The sequence below is a fragment of the Nonomuraea sp. LPB2021202275-12-8 genome (assembly GCF_037044575.1).
Taxonomy (GTDB): domain Bacteria; phylum Actinomycetota; class Actinomycetes; order Streptosporangiales; family Streptosporangiaceae; genus Nonomuraea.
This window is the reverse complement of the sequence record NZ_JBAHWD010000057.1, coordinates 1-24,112: the sequence shown is the minus strand read 5'-3', so window position 1 is coordinate 24,112 and position 24,112 is coordinate 1. Positions and strand designations below refer to the sequence as shown.

The 24,112-nt window shown below is 72.6% G+C and carries 23 protein-coding genes and 1 pseudogene; 13 read left to right on the top strand and 11 right to left on the bottom strand.

Annotated elements, in window-relative coordinates; translation table 11 throughout:
- Window positions 1–221 precede the first annotated feature (221 nt).
- From V5E28_RS46500 to V5E28_RS46470, 7 genes are all read left to right on the top strand, one after another.
- Window positions 222–1,868 carry a DUF4082 domain-containing protein gene (locus V5E28_RS46500; protein WP_336216725.1) on the top strand — a complete coding sequence of 549 codons (1,647 nt, stop codon included), beginning with the start codon at window positions 222–224 and terminating at the stop codon, window positions 1,866–1,868.
- A gap of 124 nt (window positions 1,869–1,992) precedes the next feature.
- Window positions 1,993–2,214, top strand: coding sequence for a hypothetical protein (locus V5E28_RS46495; protein ID WP_336216724.1), 222 nt, complete (start codon window positions 1,993–1,995; stop codon window positions 2,212–2,214).
- A gap of 237 nt (window positions 2,215–2,451) precedes the next feature.
- Window positions 2,452–2,637: a hypothetical protein gene (locus V5E28_RS46490; protein ID WP_336216723.1), complete on the top strand. Its 186-nt coding sequence runs from the start codon at window positions 2,452–2,454 to the stop codon at window positions 2,635–2,637.
- A 90-nt stretch (window positions 2,638–2,727) separates the two neighbouring features.
- Entirely contained in the window at window positions 2,728–3,816 is a 1,089-nt protein-coding gene (locus V5E28_RS46485) for an AAA family ATPase (protein ID WP_336216722.1), read from the top strand.
- The gene (locus tag V5E28_RS46480; RefSeq protein WP_336216721.1) at window positions 3,813–5,150 is read left to right on the top strand and encodes a vWA domain-containing protein; all 1,338 of its coding nucleotides are present in this window, start codon (window positions 3,813–3,815) and stop codon (window positions 5,148–5,150) included. The genes V5E28_RS46485 and V5E28_RS46480 overlap by 4 nt, the downstream gene beginning before the upstream one ends.
- On the top strand, window positions 5,147–5,899 hold the full coding sequence (locus V5E28_RS46475; protein ID WP_336216720.1) for a hypothetical protein: 753 nt from the start codon (window positions 5,147–5,149) through the stop codon (window positions 5,897–5,899). The genes V5E28_RS46480 and V5E28_RS46475 overlap by 4 nt, the downstream gene beginning before the upstream one ends.
- Window positions 5,900–6,167: 268 nt before the next feature.
- On the top strand, window positions 6,168–7,601 hold the full coding sequence (locus V5E28_RS46470; RefSeq protein WP_336216719.1) for an RICIN domain-containing protein: 1,434 nt from the start codon (window positions 6,168–6,170) through the stop codon (window positions 7,599–7,601).
- Window positions 7,602–7,621: 20 nt separating this feature from the next.
- Here V5E28_RS46470 and V5E28_RS46465 read toward each other — a convergent pair whose 3' ends face one another.
- From V5E28_RS46465 to V5E28_RS46445, 5 genes and pseudogenes are all read right to left on the bottom strand, one after another.
- Window positions 7,622–8,314 (bottom strand): B3/B4 domain-containing protein, encoded by a 693-nt coding sequence (locus V5E28_RS46465; RefSeq protein WP_336216718.1) that lies wholly within the window; start codon window positions 8,312–8,314, stop codon window positions 7,622–7,624.
- 495 nt (window positions 8,315–8,809) lie between these two features.
- Window positions 8,810–9,157, bottom strand: a complete 348-nt coding sequence (locus V5E28_RS46460; protein WP_336216717.1) for an MmcQ/YjbR family DNA-binding protein — start codon at window positions 9,155–9,157, stop codon at window positions 8,810–8,812.
- Window positions 9,158–9,166: 9 nt separating this feature from the next.
- Window positions 9,167–9,583: a CBS domain-containing protein gene (locus tag V5E28_RS46455; RefSeq protein WP_336216716.1), complete on the bottom strand. Its 417-nt coding sequence runs from the start codon at window positions 9,581–9,583 to the stop codon at window positions 9,167–9,169.
- A gap of 81 nt (window positions 9,584–9,664) precedes the next feature.
- A complete protein-coding gene (locus V5E28_RS46450; protein WP_336216737.1) occupies window positions 9,665–9,892 on the bottom strand; it encodes a peptide deformylase in 228 nt (75 codons plus the stop codon).
- A 107-nt stretch (window positions 9,893–9,999) separates the two neighbouring features.
- Window positions 10,000–10,146 (bottom strand): annotated as a pseudogene (locus tag V5E28_RS46445) (peptide deformylase); the annotation flags it as partial.
- Between the two features lie 179 nt (window positions 10,147–10,325).
- Here V5E28_RS46445 and V5E28_RS46440 point away from each other — a divergent pair.
- Window positions 10,326–11,120 (top strand): class I SAM-dependent methyltransferase, encoded by a 795-nt coding sequence (locus tag V5E28_RS46440; RefSeq protein WP_336216715.1) that lies wholly within the window; start codon window positions 10,326–10,328, stop codon window positions 11,118–11,120.
- Window positions 11,121–11,144: 24 nt separating this feature from the next.
- Here the strand turns inward: V5E28_RS46440 and V5E28_RS46435 are convergent, their stop codons facing one another.
- Entirely contained in the window at window positions 11,145–11,669 is a 525-nt protein-coding gene (locus tag V5E28_RS46435) for a hypothetical protein (protein WP_336216714.1), read from the bottom strand.
- 11 nt (window positions 11,670–11,680) lie between these two features.
- Window positions 11,681–12,661: a hypothetical protein gene (locus tag V5E28_RS46430; RefSeq protein WP_336216713.1), complete on the bottom strand. Its 981-nt coding sequence runs from the start codon at window positions 12,659–12,661 to the stop codon at window positions 11,681–11,683.
- 136 nt (window positions 12,662–12,797) lie between these two features.
- On the opposite strand from V5E28_RS46430, the gene V5E28_RS46425 reads away from it, so the two are divergent.
- Window positions 12,798–13,733, top strand: coding sequence for a GNAT family N-acetyltransferase (locus V5E28_RS46425; RefSeq protein WP_336216712.1), 936 nt, complete (start codon window positions 12,798–12,800; stop codon window positions 13,731–13,733).
- Here the strand turns inward: V5E28_RS46425 and V5E28_RS46420 are convergent.
- Both V5E28_RS46420 and V5E28_RS46415 read right to left on the bottom strand, forming a co-directional pair.
- Window positions 13,679–14,506, bottom strand: coding sequence for a nucleotidyltransferase domain-containing protein (locus tag V5E28_RS46420; RefSeq protein ID WP_336216711.1), 828 nt, complete (start codon window positions 14,504–14,506; stop codon window positions 13,679–13,681). The two genes, V5E28_RS46425 and V5E28_RS46420, sit on opposite strands and share 55 nt — an antisense overlap.
- The gene (locus V5E28_RS46415; protein WP_336216710.1) at window positions 14,503–15,150 is read right to left on the bottom strand and encodes a nucleotidyltransferase domain-containing protein; all 648 of its coding nucleotides are present in this window, start codon (window positions 15,148–15,150) and stop codon (window positions 14,503–14,505) included. The genes V5E28_RS46420 and V5E28_RS46415 overlap by 4 nt, the downstream gene beginning before the upstream one ends.
- Before the next feature lie 238 nt (window positions 15,151–15,388).
- Between V5E28_RS46415 and V5E28_RS46410 the strand changes: the two genes are divergently transcribed.
- Both V5E28_RS46410 and V5E28_RS46405 read left to right on the top strand, forming a co-directional pair.
- On the top strand, window positions 15,389–17,254 hold the full coding sequence (locus V5E28_RS46410; protein WP_336216709.1) for a propionyl-CoA synthetase: 1,866 nt from the start codon (window positions 15,389–15,391) through the stop codon (window positions 17,252–17,254).
- A gap of 85 nt (window positions 17,255–17,339) precedes the next feature.
- Window positions 17,340–20,399 carry an NACHT domain-containing protein gene (locus tag V5E28_RS46405; RefSeq protein ID WP_336216708.1) on the top strand — a complete coding sequence of 1,020 codons (3,060 nt, stop codon included), beginning with the start codon at window positions 17,340–17,342 and terminating at the stop codon, window positions 20,397–20,399.
- Here the strand turns inward: V5E28_RS46405 and V5E28_RS46400 are convergent.
- Together V5E28_RS46400 and V5E28_RS46395 are read right to left on the bottom strand one after the other, a co-directional pair.
- The gene (locus V5E28_RS46400; protein ID WP_336216707.1) at window positions 20,396–21,553 is read right to left on the bottom strand and encodes a sensor histidine kinase; all 1,158 of its coding nucleotides are present in this window, start codon (window positions 21,551–21,553) and stop codon (window positions 20,396–20,398) included. The genes V5E28_RS46405 and V5E28_RS46400 overlap by 4 nt on opposite strands.
- Window positions 21,550–22,206: a response regulator transcription factor gene (locus tag V5E28_RS46395; protein WP_336216736.1), complete on the bottom strand. Its 657-nt coding sequence runs from the start codon at window positions 22,204–22,206 to the stop codon at window positions 21,550–21,552. The genes V5E28_RS46400 and V5E28_RS46395 overlap by 4 nt, the downstream gene beginning before the upstream one ends.
- A 153-nt stretch (window positions 22,207–22,359) precedes the next feature.
- On the opposite strand from V5E28_RS46395, the gene V5E28_RS46390 reads away from it, so the two are divergent.
- Window positions 22,360–23,760, top strand: coding sequence for a hypothetical protein (locus tag V5E28_RS46390; RefSeq protein WP_336216706.1), 1,401 nt, complete (start codon window positions 22,360–22,362; stop codon window positions 23,758–23,760).
- Window positions 23,757–24,112: hypothetical protein (locus tag V5E28_RS46385; RefSeq protein ID WP_336216705.1), on the top strand; the 356-nt coding region annotated here is incomplete at its 3' end. The genes V5E28_RS46390 and V5E28_RS46385, both read left to right, overlap by 4 nt.

The window sequence follows — 24,112 nt, the reverse complement described above, 5'->3', positions numbered from 1 at the left end:
GCAATGGGGCTCCGGCCGGGGGTTGCGGGCTGGCTTGATACCACTGGGTGCTATGGCATTTATTGATACCCCATTTTCCTCAGTTGAATGGATTTGTAACGAATTGGCGCGAAGTGAGGGGAAATAGTGGCACTATGAGGCGCGGTTCTTTTGGCGGGGGATTTTCGGGGTTAAAGATCAGTCTGAGATGACTTGCTATGCCTTGTCGTGGAGGCGGTCTCGTGAACGGATTGCATCACGCCGGTCGGTACGCGGCGAAAAGCGAGCCGGAAGACGCGGCGAAGAGCCGGCGCCTCCCGCTCCGACGTTCGGTGCTCACGGCCATCGCGGCCGTGATGCTCGCCTCGGCCGCGGTGATCGCCGCTCCGGCGTCGGCGTTCCCCGGTCAGCCGGGAGCCACGGTCAAGGCGGCGGACGAGAGTGTCTGGTCCCCGACCAGTGTCCTGCCCGCCCGCCTGGCCCGTGCCGGGCGCCCGGTCGAGCTGGGCATGCGCTTCACCGCGACCCGCCCCGGCACCGTGACGGCCATCCGCTTCCACAGGCACCGCCGCGCCGCGGGCACCCACACCGCGAGCCTGTGGGACGGGAACGGCAACCGCCTGGCGCACGTGCCGTTCGCCGCCGAGACCGCCTCTGGCTGGCAGGAAGTACGCCTTCCCCGGCCGGTAGCCGTGAGCGCGAACAGGCCGTACATCGTCTCCTATCACGTGCCAGACGGGGTTTTCGGCCTTGTGCGGCATTATTTCCAGCGCTATTCGCCGGGGACGGATTCGTTGCGAGTGTCGCGGCGCAATGGCGTCTACACCTACGACGCGAGCGCGTTTCCCCGGCGAACCAGCGCGGGCCACAACTATCTCGTGGACGTCGTTTTCAGGCCGGGAACGTCCACTCCCACGCCGAGCACCGCATCTTCACCGACGCCCTCCGTCATTCCCACGCGATCGGTGACGCCGACGATGACGCCGACGATGACACCGACGACGACGGTGACGCCGTCCCCGTCGCGGTCGGTCACCCCGACGCCCACGGTCTCGCCCTCGGACCCGCCGGCCACCACCACGCCCACCCCGTCGACCCCCGGACGCCCGGGCTGCGACCTGCCGTCCTACCCCACCCCCGACTGCACCGGAGCACCCGCCGGGGCACGCCTGTCCGCCACCAAGGGCAACGTCACCGTCACCAAGCCCGGCCAGGTGATCGACGGCCTGCACATCACCGGTGACCTGATCGTGGCCGCCGACGACGTGGTCATCAGGAACAGCCGGATCGACGGCCTGATCACCAACTGGGAGACCGGCGGCTCCTTCACCATCACCGACTCCACCGTGGGCCCGCCCACCGGATGCCGGATCTATCCCGCCATCGGCGAGAAGAACTTCACCGCCGAACGCGTCCACATCCGCGGCTTCGACGACGGCTTCCGCATGTCCGGCAGGAACGTCACCGTACGGGACTCGTACGTGCACCTGTGCGGGCCGCCCACCAGCCACTCCGACGGCATCCAGGCATACTGCCCGGGCAGCATCGTCTGCAGCGGCCTCGTCTTCGACCACAACACGGTCGACCAGCGGCAGGCGCCGGAGCACTCCGACCCGATCAACCTGGTCGACAAGAACCTCAGCGACGTGACGGTGACCGACAACCTCCTGGCCGGCGGCAACTACACCCTCTTCCTCGAGTGGCGCTCCGGCCCGAAATGGAAGATCTCCGGCAACAAGATCGTCCACGGCGCGTGGGACTTCGGCCCGGTCAGCTCGGCCGACACCTGCGAGAACATCGACTGGGGCCCCGGCAACGCGATCGTCACCATCGACAGGAATTACCAGATCACCAAGACGGTCGAGCAGCTGACCCGCTGCATCGAATGACCGCCGCCCCCCGGCCGCCGGAATCCCGTCGCGGCGGCCCGCACCGGAGCCGCCGCATCCCGATCGACGGTGCCCGAACTCCGGATCTTCAACGAGAACCGGCCGGTGCGGCTGTATTCCTGCCGTGAATGACCATTCCGGGCGGATGCTGGCAGACCGTTACCGGCTGATCAGCCTGCTGGGCCAGGGGGGCATGGGAGCGGTCTGGCGGGCTCACGACGAGCAACTGGGCCGGGAGGTGGCCGTCAAGGAGCTCCGGTCCGGCTACCCGGACACCTCAGCGCCGCCGAACGGGAGACCTGGATCGCGCGGCTGGACCGCGAGGCCCGCGCCTCGGCGCGGCTGAAGCATCCCGGCATCATCACCGTCCACGATCGCGTCACCGAAGACGACGGGCGATTCCTCCTGCAGATCGACGTCGGTTGAGGCCCGGGCACAGCATGAGCTGAACCGTCCCCGCCGGCCGCGACCCCGCGTAGCTCTCAGCCCGCGACCACCCGAAGACCAGGCCCCTGTGCCCGCCCATCGCGCCGGTCGTCATCTTTGGTTGACGAACGGCGGATCGTCAACCTAGGATGACGCCATGGAGCCCGACCGCGTAGCTCTGCCGGCACAGGCGATGAGCGTCGACGACCCGATCGTCGCGCTGGTCCGCCGGGCCCGGCCCCAGGGCCGGACCTGGACGGAGATCGCGGCTGCGCTCCGCATCGGCAAGCAGGCGGTGCACGAGAAGCACGGCGGCCGGAGCCTGTTCCGCAACCAGGAGTAGCCCACCGAACCACGCCAGACGTCGGCTGTGACAGCTGGACGTCCGATGCATGCCGCCCGGAAACGGCAGGCGGACAACAAGGAGGAGATCATGGCGGCGCCATCGGTGACACGAGAGGCCCTCGCGGTCGCGGTGACGGCCAATCTGCCGGTCATCCTGTGGGGTGCGCCGGGTACCGGCAAGACCTCCGCGGTCGCCGCGCTCGGGGCCTCCGCCGGCCTGCTGGTCGAGGTGGTCGTCGGCTCGATCCGTGAGCCGAGCGACTTCTCCGGCCTGCCGGTGCTGCGTGAGGGCAGCACCTGGTTCGCGCCGCCGCGGTGGGCCGAGCGGCTCGCCGCCGAGGGCGGCGGCCTGCTGTTCCTCGACGAGCTCACCACCGCGCCACCGGCCGTGCAGGCCGCGATGCTGCGGGTGGTGCTGGAGCGGACCGTGGGAGACCTCGTGCTGCCCGACGAGGTGCGGATCGTGGCCGCCGCCAACCCGCCGGAACAGGCCGCCGACGGCTGGGACCTGTCCGCGCCGCTGGCCAACCGTCTCATCCACCTGAACTGGACGATCTCGGCCGAGGACATCGCCGAGGGCTTCACCGACGGCTTCCCCGTGCCCGAGTTCGACGTGAAGGACACCGCGGGACCCGCCGAGGTCGCCCGCGCCCGGGCGCTGGTCGGGGCCTTCCTGCGGGTGCGCCCGGCGCTCGTGCTGCACGTCCCGGACAGTCCCGACCGGGCCGGCCGAGGCTGGCCCAGCCCGCGCAGCTGGGAGATGGCCGCCCGGGCGATCGCGGCGTGTGACCACGCGGGCGTGGCCGAGCCGGTCCTGGCCGAGCTGGTGCTCGGCGCGGTCGGTGAGGCGGCCGGCTTCGAGTTGCTCTCCTGGCGCCGCAACCTGGACCTGCCCGACCCCGCGACCCTGCTCGACGACCCGGACGCCCGGCTGCCGGAGCGGCTCGACCGGCTGCACGCCCTGCTCGGCGCGCTGGTGGCGCACGTCCGGGCGGACGGCACCGCCGACACCTGGGAGCGATCCTGGGCGGTGGTGGCGCGGGTCGCGCGGACCGCCCCGGACGTCGCGGCCACGGCGGCACGGTCCCTGGCCCGGCGCCGGCCCGAGGGCGCGACGCTGCCCAGGACCATGCTCGACCTCGCGCCGGTCCTGCGCGCGGCGGGACTCATGAGATGACCACCGACGGCGCGGGCGTCCCGGGCCACGAGGACGCGGTGCGCGCCCGGATCGCCGCCGCCCGGCTGTGGGCGGCGCACCAGGCGCCGTACCTCGCCTCGGCGGTCTTCGCCCTCAACCCGGTGATCCTGGAGCCGGCCCTGGACGAGGTCACCGGCCGGCCGGTGGCGGATCCGGACTTCCGCGCGTTCCCCGCCGACACCCGCTGGAATCTGCACGTGGAGCCGGGCACCGCGCTGGCGACCCCGATCGAGCAGATCGGCTGGTGGATGCTGCACCAGGTGGGCCATCTGGTGCGCGGCCACGCGGCCCGCTCGCCTGTGCGGCCGGAGCCCGGACGGCAGGTGAGCCACGCTGCCGGCGCGGTCCGCGGCGAGCAGGCGCACCGCTGGAACCAGGCCGCCGATGCCGAGATCAACGACGACCTCGAGGCGGAGGACCTCCGTGACCCGGAAGGCGTCGTGTCACCCGCGGCGCTCGGCCTGCCGGCCAACCGCACCGCCGAGGAGTACGTACCGATGCTCGACGTGCTCGCCGACGCCATGGGCCGCGGCGGCGGGGCGCTGTCCGACGCGATCGACTGCGGCAGCGCCGTCGACGGCCAGGCGCGCGCCTACGAGGACAGCGGCTCCGGCGACGGGCTCGGCGAACTCGACCGGGACCTGCTCGAGCGATCCGTCGCGGCCGACATCCAGGACCGGATCAGCGCGCGCGGCGAGGTTCCCTCCGGATGGCGGCGCTGGGCCGAGGAACGGACGCGGCCGTCGGTGAACTGGCGGGCCCGGCTCGGCGCGCTGATCCGGCGCGGGGTGAGCACGGTGGCCGGCCAGGTCGACTTCAGCTACCGCCGCCCGTCGCGCCGGGCGGGCGCGTACGACGGGATCGTGCCGCCGTCCATGGTCCGTGTCGTGCCGGACACGGTTGTGGTGATCGACACCTCCGGCAGCGTGGCCGACGACGTGCTGAGCCGGCTCCTCGCCGAGGTGACCGGCATCATCGACGGGGTCGCCGGCCCGAACCGGCGGTTGCGGGCGCTCTGCTGCGACGTGCGGCCGCACCCGGTCCAGGTGGTGCGCCGGGCGAGCGACATCGAGCTGATCGGCGGCGGCGGCACGGACATGCGCGCCGGCGTCGAGGCGGCGACGGCGCTGCGGCCCCGGCCCGACCTGGTCATCGTGCTGACCGACGGCGAGACACCGTGGCCGGAGCACCGTCCATCGGCGCACGTCGTCATCTGCCTGATCGGCGACGGTGGACACGCGCCCGGCTGGGCCTCCGTGGCCCGCGTCCCCGCGGACGTGCCGCAGCGCCCACGGGCGAGAGGAGGGTCATGACGACGAACGACCACGCCGACGAGCCGAGCCCCGAGCCGCTGCACGAGTGGCGGGAGCACGGGTTCACCATCGCCGAAGCGCGGCAGTGGATCGCCGGCGGTTTCCAGGTCGGCGACGCCGAGCGCTGGCGCGGGTCCGGCGTGTACACGGCCGGCGGCGCGCGGCAGTGGCGGACCGCCGGGGCCACCCCGTACACCGTGGATCTCTGGTTGCGCGCGGGGATGACGCCACGGGACGCGGTGCAGTGGCGCGAGCACGGCTACTCGCCTGAGGAGGCGGCCGACCGCCACCTCGCCGGGGAACGCCCCCGCCCGCGCGGCCTGCTCCACCGGCTGCTGCACCGCGCGGCCAGGCCCGGTGACGCGTTCGCCGACGAGGAACGCTCCGGCAGCATGCGGGAGTTGCTGCGCGCCGGTATCCCGGCGGACCGGGCGCGAGGGTACGTCGAGGCGGGCTGGTCCGGCACCGCGGCGGTGGACTGGGCGAAACGCGGCATCGAACCGGGACAGGCGCGTGTCTTCGAGGCGCTCGGCATGTCCGCCCGCGAGGCCGGGCGGGTGCTCGGCTCCGGCGAGGACGCCATCTCCCTGATGACCGGCTTCTGGCGGGCCGGGGTGCCGATCGACGAGGTCGCGGCCTGGCGCGCGGCCGGGTTCACGGCCGCCGAGGCCGCCCGGATGCGGGCCGAGGGCACCGATGTCGAGCAGGCCCAGGTGTTGCGTGCACTGGCCGGGGGCGACGAGCCCTGACGGTGGCTTATGGAGATGGGTCCTCCTCCGTGTGAATCTCTCCAGGCCACTCCCGGTCAATCGATTGGTCAGACCTGGCTCCGTGAAACGTTCACCGAAATTCCGCGATTCCCGCGCTTCTCATTGACGGTCGAGAAGGCAGCGCCAACACTGGGCGGGACTCCAGGGAGCTGGTCATGCGCACGGACATCGCGCAGTGGTCGTGGCTGGACAACATCTGCCAGCGGTTCCACGTACGGGCCGCCTGACCCTCCCCTGAGAGGCACTCATGAACGTTCTCCGCACCGCCCTGGCGATGGCGATCGCCGCCCTGCTGGCCCTGTGCCAGGCCGTCGTGGCCGCGCCCCCCGCCACCGCGGCCACGATCGACACCGGTGCCTCCTACGTGCTGGTCAACCGGCACAGCGGCAAGGCCGCCGACGTGTACGACCTCGCCACCGGCGACGGCGCGCCCATCGTGCAGTGGGCCCGCAACGACGGCGCGTGGCAGCAGTGGCAGTTCGTCGACTCCGGCGGCGGCTACTACCGGCTGAAGTCGCGGCACAGCGGCAAGGTGCTGGACATCTCCGGCTCCTCCACCGCCGACGGCGCGAACCTGGTGCAGTGGGCCGACAACAACGGCGCGAACCAGCAGTTCCGGGTCGTCGACACCACCGGCGGGCACGTCAAGCTGATCAACCGCAACAGCGGCAAGGCGCTGGAGGTGTGGGAGTGGTCCACCGCCGACGGCGCCCGCCTGTCGCAGTACACCGACCTGGGCGGCAACAATCAGCAGTGGCGGCTCGTCAAGCTGGGCGGCGACCCCGGCACGCCGCCGCCCTCCTACCCGGCCCCGGGCGTCGTCACCGGTGACATCAACGTGCACGACCCGGAGGTCGTCAAGACGACCGGCGGGACCTACCTGCTCGCCCACACCGGCGACAACGTGGCGCTCAAGACCTCCACCGACCGCACGGCCTGGCGCAACGCCGGATCGGCGTTCCCCGGCGGCGTCCCGTGGGCGCACCCGTACACCAACGGCGGCAACCACGTCTGGGCGCCCGACATCTCCTACGCGGGCGGCCGCTACTGGATGTACTACTCGGCCTCCACGTTCGGCTCGAACCGCTCGGCCATCTTCCTGGCCACCAGCAGCACCGGCGCGTCGGGCTCCTGGACGAACCAGGGACTGGTCATCGAGTCGCAGACGTCCGGCGACTTCAACGCCATCGACCCGAACCTGGTCATCGACGACCAGGGACGCTGGTGGCTGAGCTTCGGCTCGTTCTGGTCCGGCATCAAGCTCGTCCAGCTCGACCCGGCCACCGGCAAGCGGTCCGACAGCACCATCCGCGGCATCGCCGGCCGGGGCGGCGGCGCCGTCGAGGCGCCCACCATCTTCCGGCACGGCGGCCACTACTACCTGCTGGTGTCCTTCGACCGCTGCTGCAACGGCGCCGCCAGCACCTACCGGATCATGGTGGGCAGGTCCACCTCGATCACCGGCCCGTACGTGGACCGCAACGGCACCGCGATGACCGCGGGCGGAGGAACGGAGATCCTGGCCGGTCGCGGCGACGTCCACGGCCCCGGCCACCAGGCCGTCATCGCTGACAGCGACGGCGACGTGCTCTTCTACCACTGGTACGCCAACGACGGATCATCCCGGCTGGGCGTCAACAGGCTCGGCTGGGACGCGCAGGGATGGCCGTTCGTCCACTGAGCGGATTCGCCTGGGCCGTCTCACCACTCCAGGCGCGGGGACGGCGGGCTCAGCACCGCCGTCTCCGGGGCGGCGCCCCAGATGCCCTTCAGGTCGTCGGCGAGCGCGGCCAGGAGAGCGCGGACGTCGTCGGAGGCCGTGGCGTGCTGCGCTTCGGCGACGATCAGGACGGATCGGGTGCTCTCCCGCACGGCCGAGAGGCCGCTCTGCCGGTTGGTCCACCGCCGGGCGTGCGCCCGCCCGGCGGCGTCGGCGAAGACCACCTCGTGGGCGTCCGGATGCTCCGTCTCGCCGGCGAAGGTGAGGTAGTCCTCGTCACCCGCCGCGTAACGGACCTCAAGGAAGCCCGTGACCCGGGAGAGGTCGAACACGGCCACCGGGATCGCGAACGCGAGCGAGACCGCGTTGCAGAGGTCGATCAGCGGATGGATCCGGGGCAGCGTCCCCTCCTTCTTGAAACGCCGCAGCAGCGATTCGGAGGCGCACCGGTACTGCGTGGGCTTCAGCCCCATCTTGGCGAAGGTCCGCCGCCAGGCCTGGACCTCCGGCAGCTCGGACTCCGGCCCTGCGGCGAGGCGGGACTCGGCGACCGCGTAGTGGCCGGCGATCCGGTGGTCGGCGGAGACGTCCGCGGTGATCCCCTCGGCGAGGACCGCACCGGGCACCAGGCCGGGGAAATCCCGCCAGATGTCGCTCGAGTGCTGGAAGTACATGCGATCGCACCCTACCCGCACCCCCGTCCCCTCGCACGGAGCACGCGCCCCATCCGGCGCCGTGGTAGGGGTGGGTGATGGCAGCTGACGACAGGACACCGCTCGGCCGGGTGCTCAGGGAGGCAGGCGGTGCCGAGATCCTCGACGTGCTCGCGGAGCGCCTGTCCGGCGCCGACCTCACCACCCTCCTGCTGGAGGTGATGCGTGTCAGGGCGGCCGGGCTGACCCCGCCCGACGTGCTCCGCCGCTACGCGACCGACCGGTTCGCCGCTCCCGCCGCCGTGCCCTTCGAGCGGCTGCGCCGCACGGAGGACGCGCTGCTCTCCGTGGTGCCGCCCGAGTTCGAGCTGGTGACTCCGGCGCCGGTCGCGCCGCTCGGCACGCACTCGGTGACGGCGGCTTCGTGGACTGGACGGTCCGCCTGCTCGGCAACCGCAAGGAGAGCGGCTGCTCATCAGCGCCCTCGGCGTCGACAGGCTCAGCTGACGCGGCGGATCAGCGGATCCGGGCCGTGTAGGCGGCGTAGACCTTCTTCGGCACCACCATCCGCCAGGCCTCCACGACCAGCTCGGACATCTCGTCCTGGCCGAGGGCGGCCAGCCGTGCCACCACCCAGTTGTAGCGCAGGTCGGACTCCCGCGGCATCTCGAACTTGGCGGGCTCGGCGGCGACCAGCGCGGCCCGCTCCTCCTTCGGGAAGGCGAACCCCATCAACGTCTCGTCCCGCGAGAACGCCAGATAGACGATCGACCCCACGCGGAACTTGACCCGGTCCCGGATCAGATGCTCCGACGAGCGCGGGAAGGTCGCCGCGAGCCGCCGGACGTCCTCGACTGTGACCACACGGCCAGGCTAGCGGTTGCCCTCGGCGGCGGAGATGTCGGCGAGGGCCGAGTTCGGGTCGCGCTCCATGGCGAGGTCGCCCAGGCTGAGGATGCCCACGGCGCGGCCGTCCTCCACGACCGGGAGGCGGCGCACGGCGTGCGAGCGCATCAGCTGGATGGCCTGGTCGACGCTGGTGTCGGGCCCGACGGCCTCCACGCTGTCCGAGCACGCCTCCCGTACCGGGGTGTCGGGGCCCTTCTCGTCGGCGACGAGCCGCACGGCGATGTCGCGGTCGGTCACGATGCCCCGCAGGCGGCCGTTGTCGTTGACGATGACCGCGCCGGTGTCGTTGTCGCGCATCAGCGCGGCGGCGACGCTCGCCGGCTGGTCGGCCTCGACCGCCGCCGGGTGGGTGGTCATGACGTCTGCCACGGTCTTGGCCATGGTCAGCCTCCATTCCTCGCTGGAGCCCACCCCTACCCGGTGTACCGAGATCTCACCTGGGCCTTCGCCGCTCACGGCGACTCACGACACCGACTGCGACTCCTGGTAGGCGGCCAGGAGGCGTTTGCGGGCCTTGGCCGGGAGGCGGTCGATGAAGAGGTGGCCGTCGAGGTGGTCGGTCTCGTGCTGGAGGCAGCGTGAGAGCATCCCGGTGCCCGTGACCGTGACGGGCTGACCGGTGGCGTCGAGGCTGTGCACGGTCGCGCGGTCGGGGCGGGGGAGCGGCGCGAACTGGCCGGGGACCGACAGACAGCCCTCCTCGCCGGTGTCCAGGCGGCGCTCGCCGAGCCCGGCAGTTCCAGCGTCGGGTTGACCACGACCCCCTTGTGGTGCTCGTCGTGCTCGTCCGGGCAGTCGTAGACGAACACCCGCAGCGGCACCCCGATCTGGTTGGCGGCCAGGCCGACGCCCTCCGCCGCGTACATGCTCGCGAACATGTCGTCCACCAGCGCCGCCAGCTCCTCGCCGAACCGGGTGACCGGCTCGCAGGGTGCGTGCAGCACCGGGTCGCCGACGTGAACGATCGGCCGGATCTCTCCCACGGCGACGCCCTTCCACAGCCGCGAACCCCTGACGGGCAAAGTCTACGAGCGAAGACAGTGTGCTCGAATATTGAGACGTTCTTTCTTGAATAGCGAGACAGCGTTAGCGTTCGGGCATCGGGAGATACGAGGGAGTTTCGATGGACGCCGTCTACACCCATGGCCACCACGAGTCGGTGCTGCGCTCGCACCGGTGGCGCACCGCCGACAACTCGGCCGGCTACCTGCTGCCGCACCTCCGGCCGGGGATGACCTTGCTGGACGTGGGGAGCGGGCCGGGCACCATCACCGCCGACCTGGCGGCCCGGGTGGCGCGGGTGACGGCGTCCGAGGTGACCGTGGACGCGCTGGAGCTCGCCAGGGCCGAGGTCGAGACCAGGGGAGCGGCCAACGTCGACTTCGCCGTCGCCGACGTGCACGACCTGGACCTCCCCGACGGCTCCTTCGACGTGGTCCACGCCCACCAGGTGCTCCAGCACGTCGGCGACCCCGTACGAGCCCTGCGCGAGATGCGGCGGGTGACCAGGCCGGGCGGGATCGTGGCGGCGCGCGACAGCGACTACGGCGCGTTCGCCTGGCACCCGGCGCTGCCGGCGCTGGAGGACTGGATGGCGCTCTACCAGAAGCTGGCGCGCGGCAACGGCGGCGAGCCGGACGCCGGGAGGCGGCTGCTGTCGTGGGCCCGGGCCGCCGGCTTCGAGCAGGTCACCGCGACCTCGTCCACCTGGTGCTTCGCCACTCCCGAGGACCGGGCCTGGTGGGGCGGCATGTGGGCGGAGCGGATCCTGAGCTCCGCCATGGCGGACCAGGCCCTGGCGACCGGCGCAGCCACCGCCGGCGACCTGCGCCGCATCTCCGAGGGCTGGCTGGAGTGGGCGGAGGCGGGCGACGGCTGGATCTCGATCCTGCACGGCGAGATCCTCTGCCGGCCCTGACGGCCGCTCAGACGGCCGCCTGGGTCAAAGACCCAGCGTGCGGGCGCGCTGCCACTGGGGGTCGCGGTAGAGCACCACGTTCGCGGTGCTGTCGAGGAGCTCGTCCGGGGCGGACAGCATCGCGATCTCGCCCGACGCCTGCATCTGCAGCAGCAGGTCGCGCACCCGCGGCCCCACCGGGAGCCGCCCCACGGGCAGGCCGAGGCCGTCCCTGACGGTGTCGGCGATCTCTGACAGGTGGAAGGGCCCGTCGAAACCCGACACCACGCCGCGCACGACGGTCAGCGTGATCAGCCGCTCGGCCTCGGTGTGCGCGAGCTGCCAGGTGATCTGCTCGCGCCGGCCGCCGGTGCCCGCGCAGGACGCGCATTCGCGCATCACCCCGGGTACCACCTCCTCCTCGGCCGAGCCGAGGCAGACCGAGCACATACGCTGCTCGGCGGCGTGCAGCTCGGCGGTCATGCGGTTCGCCAGGTGCGCGCCGCAGTCGCAGGCGTAGGAGTCGCCGAGAATGGTGCCGGCATGCCGGGAAATCGTGTGCTTTGTCATCGCGCCCGACTCTACCGGCGAGCGTCGGCCAGGCCGTGCAGGCGGCGCAGCGCCTTGCGGGCGGCGGCCGAGACGCGGCTGTCGGGATGGTGCTCGATGAAGACCCTCAGCACCAGCTCCGTGCCGGGATGGTCGCAGAGCGCCAGCAGGGCGAGGGTGCCCGCCTGCTCGTCGGCGTCCATGCCGTTGGCGACCGACTCGATGACCTCGCTCGTCTCGCCGCCGAACTCCAGCAGTGCCGCGGCCATGTCCACCAGCACCCAGGCGATGTCCTCGGGCGCCGGGTCGTGGCCCTCACGGTCCAGCCGGGCGGCGATGCCGGCCCCCACCCGGGGCTCGTCGAGCAGCCCGTCGAGCGCCTCGCGGCCTTCCTCGCCCAGCCTGGTGGCGAGCAGCTCGACCCCTACCGCCCTGCCGAGCGGGCTCGCCTCGCCCAGCACTGCCGCGATCTCGGCAGCCGCCCGCGCCGGCTCGCGCCCGGCCAGCCAGCCCGCCAGCTCCTCGTCGCGCTCGGCCTGCGGGTAGGAGCGCAGGCCGTGCAGCAGCTCGGCGGCGTCCCGCTCCGCCAGGGATCCCATGACGGGCACCTCCTGCCCCGCCGCCTCGGCGAGCACCTGCCTGCCGATCCACCGGCCGAGCGGCGTCAGCTCGTACGGTCCCTTGGCGTTCACCAGGCCGAGGCTGGCGAGCACGTCCGGGGAGTCCCCCTCGGCCGGCTCGGTGCCGAGGAACAGGCGGACCACCTCCAGCAGCAGCGCCTCCTCAGGGGCGAGCAGCGCGCGGCACACCTCCGACCAGGTCTGCAGCGTTCGCTCGGCCGTCCCGTCGCGCAGGGCGGCGGCCATCTCGGCGTTCGCCCTGGGATCACCCGCCGCGTCGCGGCGCAGGATCTCGGCCGCGAGCGGGGTGGCGCGGACGGCGTCGGCCAGCTCGTCGTCCGGCGGAAGCCGTACGGGCGGCTGGAGAGGAAGCATGTCATCGTAGGTGCCCACCCTCTTATCCTGTCGGAACTTCCATCCCATGTGCGCTAAAGTCGCCAGTGCCCGAAAAGTCGAAGGAAAGGAGGCGCTGAGATGTCCCGTTTTTACCGGACGCTCCGGGCGTCCGCTTTCACTCTTCGGAGGAACCGTGCTTTTCCGCTCCACGGTCGAGGCTGACCTCGACCGCCTGCTCCGCTGCACCGTCGACGAGCCCATCAGCTGGGCCGATCCCGACCGGTTGCGTTCCATGCTCACCGACGGCCAGTACCGCCACGAGCGCGTCTGGATCGCCGAGCAGGACGGCGAGATCCTGGCCCGCGCCGTCTGGTGGGGCTTCCCCGACGGCGACAAGCCGCTCGCGCTCGACTGCCTCTACGTGCACCCCTCGGTCGAGGATCGGGTCGCCCTGGGGGCCGCGCTCCTGCGGCACGCCCATGGCGCCTTCGGCGACGCCCCCGCCTACCACGTGTTCGTGCCCAGCGGCTGGCGTGACTACCGCGCCGTGGCCGATGCCATCGAGTGGCGGTGGGAGGCCGGCCGCCGCGCCGGGCTCACCGACGAGCTCGAACGGCTGCGCTACGAGTGGACACCGGCCGCCCCGGTGCCCGAACCGTCCGGCAGGCTGACGTTCGAGGAGGAGCCCGACGACGAGGTGTTCGTCGACCTCTTCCGCCAGGTGGCCGAAGGCTCCCTGGACCACCACACCCGGCTGGCCCTGCTCACCAAGGACCCCGAGGCGCAGGCCCGCGAGGACCTCGCCGACTACCGGAGCATGCCGGGGGACAGGTCCTGGTGGCGGGTGGCCCGCACGCCCGAGGGCGACCTGGCCGGCTTCGCGATGCCGTCGGCCAACAACGCCGGGCCCGTCGTCGGCTACCTCGGCGTGCTGCCCGAGCGGCGCGGCCACGGCTACGTGGGTGATCTGCTCGACGAGATCACCCGCTTCCACGCCGGGCGCGGCGTGCAGCGGATCGTCGCCGACACCGACTCCACCAACCTCCCGATGGCCGCCGCGTTCGAACGTGCTGGCTACCGCCTGTTCGCGGTGCGGCTGGTGCTGTCCGCGGATCCCGCCGACGACTGACGCGTGACCCCGCCTGGCGCCGGTGGCACCGGGGCCAGGCGGGTCCTCACCAGCAGGTCGTGCAGGGCCAGGTGGGCGCCGGCCGTTTCGGGAAGCGGCGAGGCGTCCCTCGCCTCCTCCAGTTCCGCCGTCAGCCGCGCCACGTCCTCGCCCGCGGCGGGGATCGGCGGCGCGGCGCCGTGCTCGGCCTCCCGCTTGGCGGCGACCAGCTCAGGCAGGTACGCGGGACCGTATGCGTACAGCCTGGTCAGGTCGGCCTCCAGCGTGCCGGTCCGCATCAGGTGGATGCCGGTGGCGAGCACCCGGAAGGTGTAGAGCAGCGGCTTGAGCCCACCCGTCTTCTCGTGCAGCCGCCACTGCGTGCGCGCGAAGCCCAGGTAGTGGTGGGCGTGGTGGCGGGTCACGCAGCCGGGCGCCAGCGCCACCAGCTCCTCGTGCACCGGGGACGAGGCCACGACCAGGGGCGACAGGAGCTGCTCCAGGACGTAGCCGTTGCGGTTCAGCAGCATCCGGCAGAACTTGGCCAGGTCGTGCGTGACCAGGTCCACCTCCACGCCCTCGCGCGTCCACGTCCTGTCGTGCGTCTCCGGGCCCGTGGACAGGCCCACGACCTGCTCGATCGGCAGCACGTGCGCGCCGCGCAGGTCCACGTCGGAGTCCACGGAGGGGAACCCGTACAGGTGAGCGCCGCTCACCGTCGCGAACGCCAGCGGATGCGGCTGCTCGCCGGGGATGGCGAGCAGCCAGTCCGGCAGCAGGTCGAGAGGTCTCACAGATGCTCCCTGCGCACGTCGATCAGAAACTCCTCCACCGCGCGGCGGTCCGGCTCCTCGGGCAGTACGGAGTCCGCGGCGGCCAGCTCGGCTGCCAGCTCCGCCCGCCAGGCGTCCACCCGTTCCCACGGCATCTCGCCGCGCCTGATGGCCAGCAGCCGGTCGCGGTGCGGGCCCACCTGGATCAGCGGGTCGCCGTGCCGCACCAGGTGCAGGCCGCTGAGCAGCAGCCGGACCATGTGCATGGCCTGCTTCCACTTGGGCGCCGCCGGGTCCAGGCGGCGGAACTGCGCGTCGGCGTATCCGGCGAACGTCTGGTGGGCGCGCCACGACAGGAACGCGCCCCGCAGCTCCCGCAGCCGCTGCCCGGCCGGGGTGGTCACCTCCACGATCGGCGACCACAGGCACTCCAGGACCGTCGGGTTCGCCTCCAGGGCGAGCCGGCAGAACCGCTCGACCTCCCACGAGAACTGCTCGGGCAGCGGCCCGTCCCGGTGCGTGGGCGGTTTGTCCAGGCGCCAGAAGTCCTCTGTCGGCGGCACGAACACGCCCCTCCGGTCGGTGTCGGACGCGCCGGTGTCGAGCCCGTAGGCCCGCGACCCCACCACCACCGAGAGGATCAGGTCGTCTCCCGCGTCCCCCATACCGGCCACCTCCCCCTGCCTGGCCCGGACCCCGTCACCGCGGAGCCGAAGGAGGCCGCGCACCGCGGGCGGCGCCGCCTCGAAAGGCGGGCGCCCTGTTCGTTTCAGACGATGAGCCCCCAGGGCTGCCCCGGCCATACCGTAACGGAACGGACATCGGCCTGTCGCCGGGTTTCCGGTCACGCGGACACCGCCGGCGGGGCTTGCGCCGGGCCGGGCAGGCTGATCTGATCGATAAGTGCCTGGTTATGACGCCGTTTACCGGCGCAGCATCGAGGAGCCCGAGCAGTTCTGGCGCGAGGCCGCGCGTGGGATCGACTGGGAGGTGGAGCCGGAGAATGTCACCCGGGACGGGCGGTGGTTCGTCGGCGGGCGGCTCAACACCTGCCACAACGCCGTCGACCGGCACGTCGCCGCCGGGCGGGGCGCCCAGGACGCGCTGATCTACGACAGTCCCGTCACCGGGGCGGTGCGCCGCTACACCTACGCCGAGCTGCTCGACCACGTCTCGCGGACGGCCGGTATGCTGCGCGGGCTCGGGGTGGAGGCCGGCGACACCGTGGTGATCTACATGCCGATGGTGCCCGAGGCCGTCTTCGCGATGCTCGCCTGCGCCCGGATCGGCGCGGTGCACTCCGTGGTGTTCGGCGGATTCGCCGCCAGCGAGCTGGCCGTGCGCATCGACCACGCCCGGCCCAAGGCGGTGCTGACGGCCTCGTGCGGGATCGAGCCGTCGCGCGTGGTCGAGTACAAGCCGCTGCTCGACGCCGCGCTGCGGGAGGCCTCGCACCGGCCCGCGCACTGCGTGGTGCTGCAGCGGCCGCAGGCGAGCGCGGAGCTGACGCCTGGGCGCGACCTCGACTGGGAGCAGGCCGTGCGCGAGGCCGAGCCCGCCGGATGCGTGAGCGTGGCGGCGACCGACCCGCTCTACATCCTCTACACCTCCGGCACCACCGGCGTGCCGAAGGGGGTGGTGCGCGACACCGGCGGGCACGCCGTGGCGCTGCACTGGAGCATGTCCAACGTGTACGGCGCCGCGCCCGGCGAGGTCTACTGGGCCGCCTCCGACGTCGGCTGGGTCGTCGGGCACTCCTACATCGTCTACGGGCCGCTGCTGGCCGGCTGCACGAGCGTGCTGTACGAGGGCAAGCCGGTGGGGACACCCGATCCGGGTGCGTTCTGGCGGGTGGCGTCCACGTACGGGGTGCGGACGCTGTTCGCGGCGCCGACCGCCATCCGTGCCATCAAGAAAGAGGACCCCTCCGGCAATTTCGCGAAAAAGTGGGATCTGTCCAAACTGCGCTACCTCTTCCTGGCCGGAGAGCGGCTCGACCCCGACACCTACCACTGGGCCGGCGACCTGCTCGGCATCCCCGTGATCGACCACTGGTGGCAGACCGAGACCGGCTGGCCGATCGCCGCCAACTGCGTCGGCATCGAGGAACTGCCGATCAAGCCCGGCTCGCCCACCAAGCCCGTCCCAGGCTACGACGTGCGCATCCTCGACCCCGACGGCGAGGAGTGCCCGCCGGGCACCGAGGGCGCGGTCACCGTGAAGCTGCCGCTGCCCCCGGGCACGCTGCCCACCCTCTACCGTGACGACGCCCGCTTCGCGGAGTCCTACCTGACGCGCTATCCCGGCCACTACCTGACCGGCGACGGGGGGCACGTGGACGCCGACGGCTACCTGTTCGTCATGGGCCGCATCGACGACGTCATCAACGTCGCCGGGCACCGGCTGTCCACCGGCGCCATGGAGGAGGTCATCGCCGCCCACCCCGACGTGGCCGAGTGCGCGGTGATCGGCGTGGCCGACGAGCTGAAGGGGCAGCTGCCCGTCGGCTTCGTGGTGCTCAAGGCGGGCGCGGACCGCGACCCCGCCGAGGTGGAGCGCGAGCTGGCGGCGATGGTACGCGACCGGATCGGCCCGGTGGCGGCCTTCCGCCGGGCCGTGGTCGTGGACCGCCTGCCCAAGACCCGCTCCGGCAAGATCCTGCGTGGCACCATGCGCGACATCGCGGCGGGCGCCGCCTACCGCGTCCCGTCGACCATCGAGGATCCCGCCGCGCTGGCCGAGATCGCCGAGGCCGTCAAGGAGGGCTGAACGGGCCAGACCGTCCTGGTGGAGAACGCTCCCAAACGGTCTGAACGGCGTCATGATGGGCTTCTCACGTTCCTCGGAGACGCCTATGACGGACATCCTGAGCTACGCCGACGCCCTCAAGATCCTCGGATGCAAGCAGACCAGGCTCGCCAAGATCGCCGAGTTCGCCGCGACCGTGGCGCTGACCGGCTGGGCCACCGCCGGCGTCGGGCGGCCGGCGACGGGCCTGCTCGACCTCAGGAGCGACGTCGTCCGCCACACCGAGGACGCGGTGCGGCGCACGACCGGGCGCACGAGGGGCGGCAACCGGTTCAGCCGCACCCGGCGGCTGGCCGCGGCGCACGCGGCGATCATCGTGTCGGCGTACTTCGAGGCGCTCGGAGAGGCGAGGCTGCCGGTCAAGCTGGAGCAGCTCGACCACGTCCGCCACGCCGGCAGCGGGCCGGCGGAGAGCTTCGCGGTCCTGGCGCAGAGCGTGCTGCTGGCGCCGCTGCCGATGCCGGAGCCGCATCGCCCCTACGCCGAGACCCGGCAGGCCGTGCGAGGCGTCTACGAGCGGATGACGCGGGCCCTGACCGCCTACGCCCGCGGGCTGCCGGTGTGGGCCGAGCTGTCCGCGGGCGACCGCACCCGGCTGCCCATCCTGCTGGACGACGGGCCTGCCGCCCAGGCCCTGCGGATCTACGACGAGGACTACCGGCTGCTCAGCCTGGACAGCCCCGAGTTCGGCATGTGGAGCCTGGTCACCGAGGCGCAGCCGCTCGGCGCCGGCCTGTCGCGGGTGGCGCGGCTGCTGGCCGAGCTGGCGCCGCCCAGGGTGGGCGACCGGCCGATGATCCACCTGGTGCGGCTGGCCGCCACCGCCCTGGACCAGCCGCTCATGGCCGGCGGCACCGCGCCGGAGGACGTCACGCTGCCGCTGCTCGGCGAGGGCTACATCAGCCCCCGCTGCCGGGTCGCGGAGATGACGCGGGAGGCCACGCCCGCCGCCAGGAGCTGGTGGGCCGGGCAACGCGGGCTGCCCGACGCGGAGGCGTTCCTGGTCGGGCACCTCACCTCGCTCGGAGCCACCCAGGCGCCTCTCGTCGTGCTCGGCGAGCCGGGCTCGGGCAAGTCCAAGCTGACCGAGGTGCTCGCCGCGCGGCTGGCCGGCTCGGAGTTCCTGCCGATCAGGGTGGAGCTCGGCGACGTGATGGCCGAGTCCACCGTCCCGTCCCAAACGGTCATCTCCCAGATCGACCAGGGCCTGCGCAACGTGCTGGGCGAGGAGGTGCGTTTCGAGGACCTGATCGGCGCGGGCGACGGGGCGCTGCCGGTCGTCATGCTCGACGGGTTCGACGAGCTGATCCAGGCCGTGGGCGCCGCCAGGTACGACTACCTGGAACAGATCCGGGAGTTCCAGATCGGGCAGTACCGGGCCGGACGGCCCGTGGCCGTGATCGTCACCGGCCGCACCGTCGTGGCCGACCAGGTCAGGTTCCCCGAAGGCGTGCTCGCCCTGCAGCTGCAGCCGTTCGAGGAGGACCAGGTACGGCGCTGGCTGGACATCTGGGACCAGACCAACCGCGCCGTGCTGGCCAGGCACGACCGGACGCCGCTGGCCGCCGAGGTGGCGCTCACCCAGGGCGAGCTCGCCACCCAGCCGCTGCTCCTGCTGCTGCTGGCCCTCTACGACGCCACCGGCAACACCGTCAGGCGCGACGGGGCGCCGATCGGCCGCGCGCAGCTCTACGAGTCGCTCATCAGGGACTTCGCCCAGCGCGAGGTGGCCAAGGACGCGACCGCGGGCGGCCTGCCGCCGGCCCGCCTGCGCGCCCTCGTCGACAGGGAGCTGGTGCAGCTCGGGGTGGTGGCGCTGTCGATGTTCGCGCGTGGTCGGCCGGTCGCCACCGAGGCGGCGCTCGACCGGGACCTGGCCGCCCTGTGCGGGCAGGCGCGCGACCCGGGCGGCGGCGTCAACTGGGCCCGGCGGGCCACCAGGCGTTTCTTCTTCGTGCACAGGACCGAGACCGGGCCGGCGGACGACCGGGTGCGCTGCTACGAGTTCCTGCACCCCACGTTCGGCGAGTTCCTGGTCGGCTGGCTGGCCGTGTACGCGGTGCGCGAGCTCGTCAGGAGGCACGAGCTGACCGAGAGCGAGCTGGCCGCGGCCCCCGCCCAGGACATCGACGACGACCTGCTCCACGCCGTCATCTCGTTCTCCTGCCTGGCCGAGCGGGGGCCGACGGTCGGCTTCGCCGTCGAGCTGATGGCGGCCCTGCCCGCCGAACTGCGGACCCAGGCCGCCGGCCTGCTCGGGACGCTGCTGCGCGAGTCGCTGCACGAGCGGCGGCGGCGCTCCTTCACCGGCTTCGAGCCGGCCCGTCACCCGGTGACGCGCAGGCTGGCCGCCTACTCGGCGAACCTCACCCTGCTGTACGCCGCCGCGTCCGGCGAGCCGGTGCGCGTCTCGCGGCTGCTGCGTGACCCCGACCACCTGACCCGCTGGACCTCGTACGCGCACCTGTGGCGCAGCCAGCTCGGCGACGACGGCTGGGCCGGTCTGCTCGCCGCCCTGCCCGCGCGGCGGGTGTCGGAGGGCGGCGAGCGCGACATCCTGCTGGGCGGAGCCGGGCCCGAGCCGGCCGGCCTGAGCTGGTGGTTCGACCACCGGCCGCCGCAGAAGGCCACGGTGCTGCGGCACCGCACCAGGGCTCTCGCCGAGCGCCCCTACCTGCTCAGCGCCGACACCGACCTGCTCGCCGACCTGCTGGGCGGCGAGGGGGAGCCCGCCCTCGTCCTGCGGCCGTCTGGCGAGGTGACCAGCGCCGCCCGCCTGGTGTCCGAGCTGCTCGCCGGCGAGGCTGTCAGCGCCGGTCAGCGCGTCGCGCTCTACCTCGACGCGATCGCCGCCGTCACCGCGCCGAACACGCCCGGCAACGGCCGGCTCCTCGGCCTCATCGCGCACGCGGTCACCATGGACGGCGGCGAGCTGCCCTTCGCCGACCGCGGCCGCATCCTCAGCGAGCTGCTGCACGGCGGCACCGACCACGCGCAGCTGCGCCCCCTGGTGGAGTCGATGATCGCCGAGCGGTTCGAGAGCTGGGAGAGCCTCGTCCAGGCGGGCATCCCCGAGGACGTGCTGCGGAAGATCCACAGCCCCTAGGACGAGTGGTCGATCGGCAGCTCGACCGTGATGGTCAGGCCGCCCTCCTCCCGCGGTCTGGCGGTGATCGTGCCGCCGTGCGCCTCGGTGATCACCCGCACGATCGACAGGCCCAGGCCGCTGCCCCGGTCGGAGCGCAGCCGGTCGCCGTGCAGCCGCCGGAACGGTTCGAAGATCGTCTCGATCTCGTACGGCGGGACCTGCAGCCCGGTGTTGGCCACCACCAGCTCCACCTGGTCGGCCCGCTGCCGGGTCGTCACCCACACCTCGCCCTTGGCATGGTTGTGCCTGACCGCGTTCTCCACCAGGTTCTGCACCAGCCGCTCCACCAGCACCGCCTCGCCGGTGGTCGGCGCCGCGTCCAGCAGCCGGTGGATCGTCACCTCGCGCTCCGCAGCCTCCTCGGCCGCCTGGTCCAGGACGTGCTCGGCCACGTCGGTCAGGTCGAACGGACGCCGGTCCAGCACCGCGTGCTCGCCCTCGGTCAGCGCGAGCAGACCGTCGATGAGCCGCTCGTTGCGGGCGTTGACCAGCAGCAGCGACTCGCCGAGCCGCTTGACGTCCTCGGTCGCGTCCGGCCGCCGCACCGCCACGTCCACCAGCGTCCGGTTGATCGTCAGCGGCGTGCGCAGCTCGTGCGAGGCGTTGGCGACGAAGCGGCGCTGACCGTCGAAGGAGCGGGCGAGCCGGCCGAGCATGGTGTCGAAGATGTCGGTCAGCTCCTTCACCTCGTCCCTCGGCCCCTCGTAGCCGATCCGCTCGGTCAGGTCGTGGCTCTGCGCGACCCGCCGCGCGGTCTCGGTGACGGACGTGACCGGCCTGAGCACCCAGCCGGCGGCCCGCCAGCCCGCGCCGAACGCCAGCCCCGCGCCCGCGAGGACGGCGAACGCGCCGATGGTGCGGACGTTGGCGATGGTGTCCCGCTGGTAGGTGGCGCGGACCTGGGCCACCCGGTCCTGCGCGACGACGTACTCGTGGGAGTTCCTCGGGTACAGGCCCCACCCGACGTTCACGCGCATGTAGGAGGGACTCAGCAGCCCCGGGCGGGGCTCCAGGCTCTGCCGCACGACCAGCAGCAGCCCGGCCAGCAGCAGCGAGCCGATCAGGGCGGACACGGCGGCGCACGCCAGGGCGAAACGCAGGCGGACGCTCATGGGATGCGATACCCCGATCCCGGAACGGTCTCGATGACCTGCGGCAGGCCGAGCTTCTTGCGCAGCTTGGTCATCGTGGTCCGCACCGTGTTGGTGAACGGGTCGATGTGCTCGTCCCACACCTTCTCCAGCAGGTCCTCGGCCGAGACGACCGCCCCCTGGGCGCGCAGCAACTCCGCCAGCACGCCGAACTCCTTCCGGGCCAGCGGCACGTACCGCCCCTCCCTGAAGACCTGCCGGTGCGCCCAGTCGAGCCGCACCCCCGCCCGCTCCAGCATCGGCGGGTCCGCCCGCCTGGCCCGTCGCCCGAGCGCGTGCACCCGGGCGACCAGCTCCTCGAACGCGAACGGCTTCGGCAGGTAGTCGTCGGCCCCGAGTGACAGCCCGGCCACCCGGGCGCGCACGTCACCGGCGGCGGTCAGCATGAGCACCCGGACGAGCCAGCCGCGATCCACCACCGTCCGGCACACCTCGTCGCCGTGCAGCAGCGGCAGGTCCCTGTCCAGGATCAGCACGTCGTAGTCGTGGACGCCCAGGCGCATCAGCGCCGCCTCCCCGTCGTAGGCGACGTCCACGGCCAGTGCCTCGTTCCGCAGGCCCTCCGCGATCGAGTCGGCGAGCATCCGCTCGTCCTCGGCGATCAAGACACGCACCATGCCCCCAAAGGTCCCTGAATGGCGATCATTGTGACCTTAGAGGCATAACGCGGGCATAACCATTTCTGGTGACGTTGGCGTTAGCGCCTGGCCGGTGAACTTCGTTCCCTCCGGCCGGGATCCTCCCGGCCCGTTCCGGGGGACCGTTCATTGGCGTCCATCCTCGCGTCCATCCCCGCGGGCCGAGCCCTGCGTGCCCACCGCCTGTTCGGGGTCGCGCTCGTGCTCGCCGCCGCGCTGCGCGTGCTCGTCATGCTGGGGTACGACACCGCGCAGGTGTACTGGTACGACTCGTTCACCTACCTGGACACGGCCGTGCACATGCAGCCGCGCGGAGCCTTCCACCCCGCCGGGTACGCCTGGTTCCTGTGGCTGATGCGCCCCTTCCACAGCGTGCACCTGATCGCGGGAGTCCAGCACGTGCTGGGGCTCGGCATCGCGGTCATGATGTACGCGCTGCTGCGCAGGAGAGGGCTGCCCGGCTGGGGCGCGGGCCTCGCGACCCTGCCGGTGCTGTTCGACCCGTCGTTCGTCCGGCTGGAGCACGCGATCCTGTCCGACCTGCAGGTGATCGCCCTGCTCGTGGCCGCGCTGCTGGCGCTCATGTGGCGCGAGGAGGTGACGGTGCGGGCCGCGGCGGCGGCGGGCCTGCTCATCGCCCTGGCCGGGCTGACCCGCACGGCGGCGGTGCCGCTGCTCGGCCTGGCCGCGCTCTGGCTCCCGCTGAGACGGACGCCGTGGCGGCGGACCGCCGCGCTCCTGGTCGCGGGCGCGCTGCCGCTGCTCGCCTACGCGGGCTGGTACGCCCAGCACCACGGACGGTTCGCGCTCAGCGGCTCCGACGGCGTCGCGCTCTGGGCGCGCACCATGACCTTCGCCGACTGCTCGATCATCCAGCCGCCGCCCGAGGAGGCCAAGCTCTGCCCGAACGGCGCCGTGGTCGACGCCGCCTCCGAGTACGTCTGGGCGCCCGGCGCCTCGCTCAACCGGCTGCCCGGCGACCGCTTCCAGTACAACGACCTGGCCAGGTCCTTCGCGCTGAAGGCGATCGCCGCGCAGCCGCTCGACTACCTGCGCGTTGTGGTCAGGGACACCTCGCTCGCCTTCACCTGGGAGCCGGTGCGCCACCCTCAGCGGGTGACGCCCACCTCGAACTTCCCGTACGGCTCCTGGAAGCTGCCGGAGGAACACGCCCTGGTGCACCAGGTGCGCCGGGAGTACGACCCCGCGATCCGCGGCATGAGCTCCGTCGAGCCGTTCGGATCGATCCTGGCGGCCTACCCCTATCCGTGGTTCCTGCACGGCACGATGTTCGGGGTGCTGCTGCTGGCCGGGGCGGCGGGCTCGATCCGCCGCCGCCCTCCGGCGCTGCTGCCGTGGGCCTTCGCGATGTTCCTGCTCGTCGCGCCGGTGGCCGCGCTCGACTTCGACCACCGCTACGTGCTGCCCGCCATCCCGATGGCCTGCGTCGCTGCCGCGCTGGCCGTACCCGCTCTACCGCGACGGCGGTATCGCGCGGTGGAGCCGGAGCGCATTAGTGTGCCGGTGTGAGATGGGCCGGTGCGCGGACATCCGCCCTGGTGTGCGCCATGGCGGTGGTGGTGGTCTCCTCGACCGTCATGGCCTACGGCAACCAGGCCGACGCCAGGCCGCTCGACCTGCTCGGCCACGTGCTGCTGGTCGCCACCGCCGCCGGGCTGGCGTGGCTGCCCGGCAGGCCGGCGCCGGCGCTGGTCGCGATGTTCGCCGCCATCGCGGCGGGCCGCCGGGCGGGGGGGGGCCGCCGCGCCGGCCGGCGGCCCCCCCCCCGCCCGGGGCGCCGGACAGACCCCCCCCGGCCGCGGGGGCCGCCGCCCGCCGGGGGGGGGGGGGGGGTGGGGCCCCGACCCGACCGGCCCCCCCC

Excerpts from the sequence above, each read along its gene's own strand:
- V5E28_RS46435 (WP_336216714.1), bottom strand. The coding sequence starts at position 11,669 with ATGACAAAGCACACGATTTCCCGGCATGCCGGCACCATTCTCGGCGAC.
- V5E28_RS46470 (WP_336216719.1), top strand. The coding sequence starts at position 6,168 with ATGAACGTTCTCCGCACCGCCCTGGCGATGGCGATCGCCGCCCTGCTG.
- V5E28_RS46405 (WP_336216708.1), top strand. The coding sequence starts at position 17,340 with ATGACGGACATCCTGAGCTACGCCGACGCCCTCAAGATCCTCGGATGC.
- V5E28_RS46475 (WP_336216720.1), top strand. The coding sequence starts at position 5,147 with ATGACGACGAACGACCACGCCGACGAGCCGAGCCCCGAGCCGCTGCAC.
- V5E28_RS46400 (WP_336216707.1), bottom strand. The coding sequence starts at position 21,553 with ATGAGCGTCCGCCTGCGTTTCGCCCTGGCGTGCGCCGCCGTGTCCGCC.
- V5E28_RS46440 (WP_336216715.1), top strand. The coding sequence starts at position 10,326 with ATGGACGCCGTCTACACCCATGGCCACCACGAGTCGGTGCTGCGCTCG.
- V5E28_RS46455 (WP_336216716.1), bottom strand. The coding sequence starts at position 9,583 with ATGGCCAAGACCGTGGCAGACGTCATGACCACCCACCCGGCGGCGGTC.
- V5E28_RS46490 (WP_336216723.1), top strand. The coding sequence starts at position 2,452 with ATGGAGCCCGACCGCGTAGCTCTGCCGGCACAGGCGATGAGCGTCGAC.
- V5E28_RS46485 (WP_336216722.1), top strand. The coding sequence starts at position 2,728 with ATGGCGGCGCCATCGGTGACACGAGAGGCCCTCGCGGTCGCGGTGACG.
- V5E28_RS46465 (WP_336216718.1), bottom strand. The coding sequence starts at position 8,314 with ATGTACTTCCAGCACTCGAGCGACATCTGGCGGGATTTCCCCGGCCTG.
- V5E28_RS46415 (WP_336216710.1), bottom strand. The coding sequence starts at position 15,150 with ATGGGGGACGCGGGAGACGACCTGATCCTCTCGGTGGTGGTGGGGTCG.
- V5E28_RS46480 (WP_336216721.1), top strand. The coding sequence starts at position 3,813 with ATGACCACCGACGGCGCGGGCGTCCCGGGCCACGAGGACGCGGTGCGC.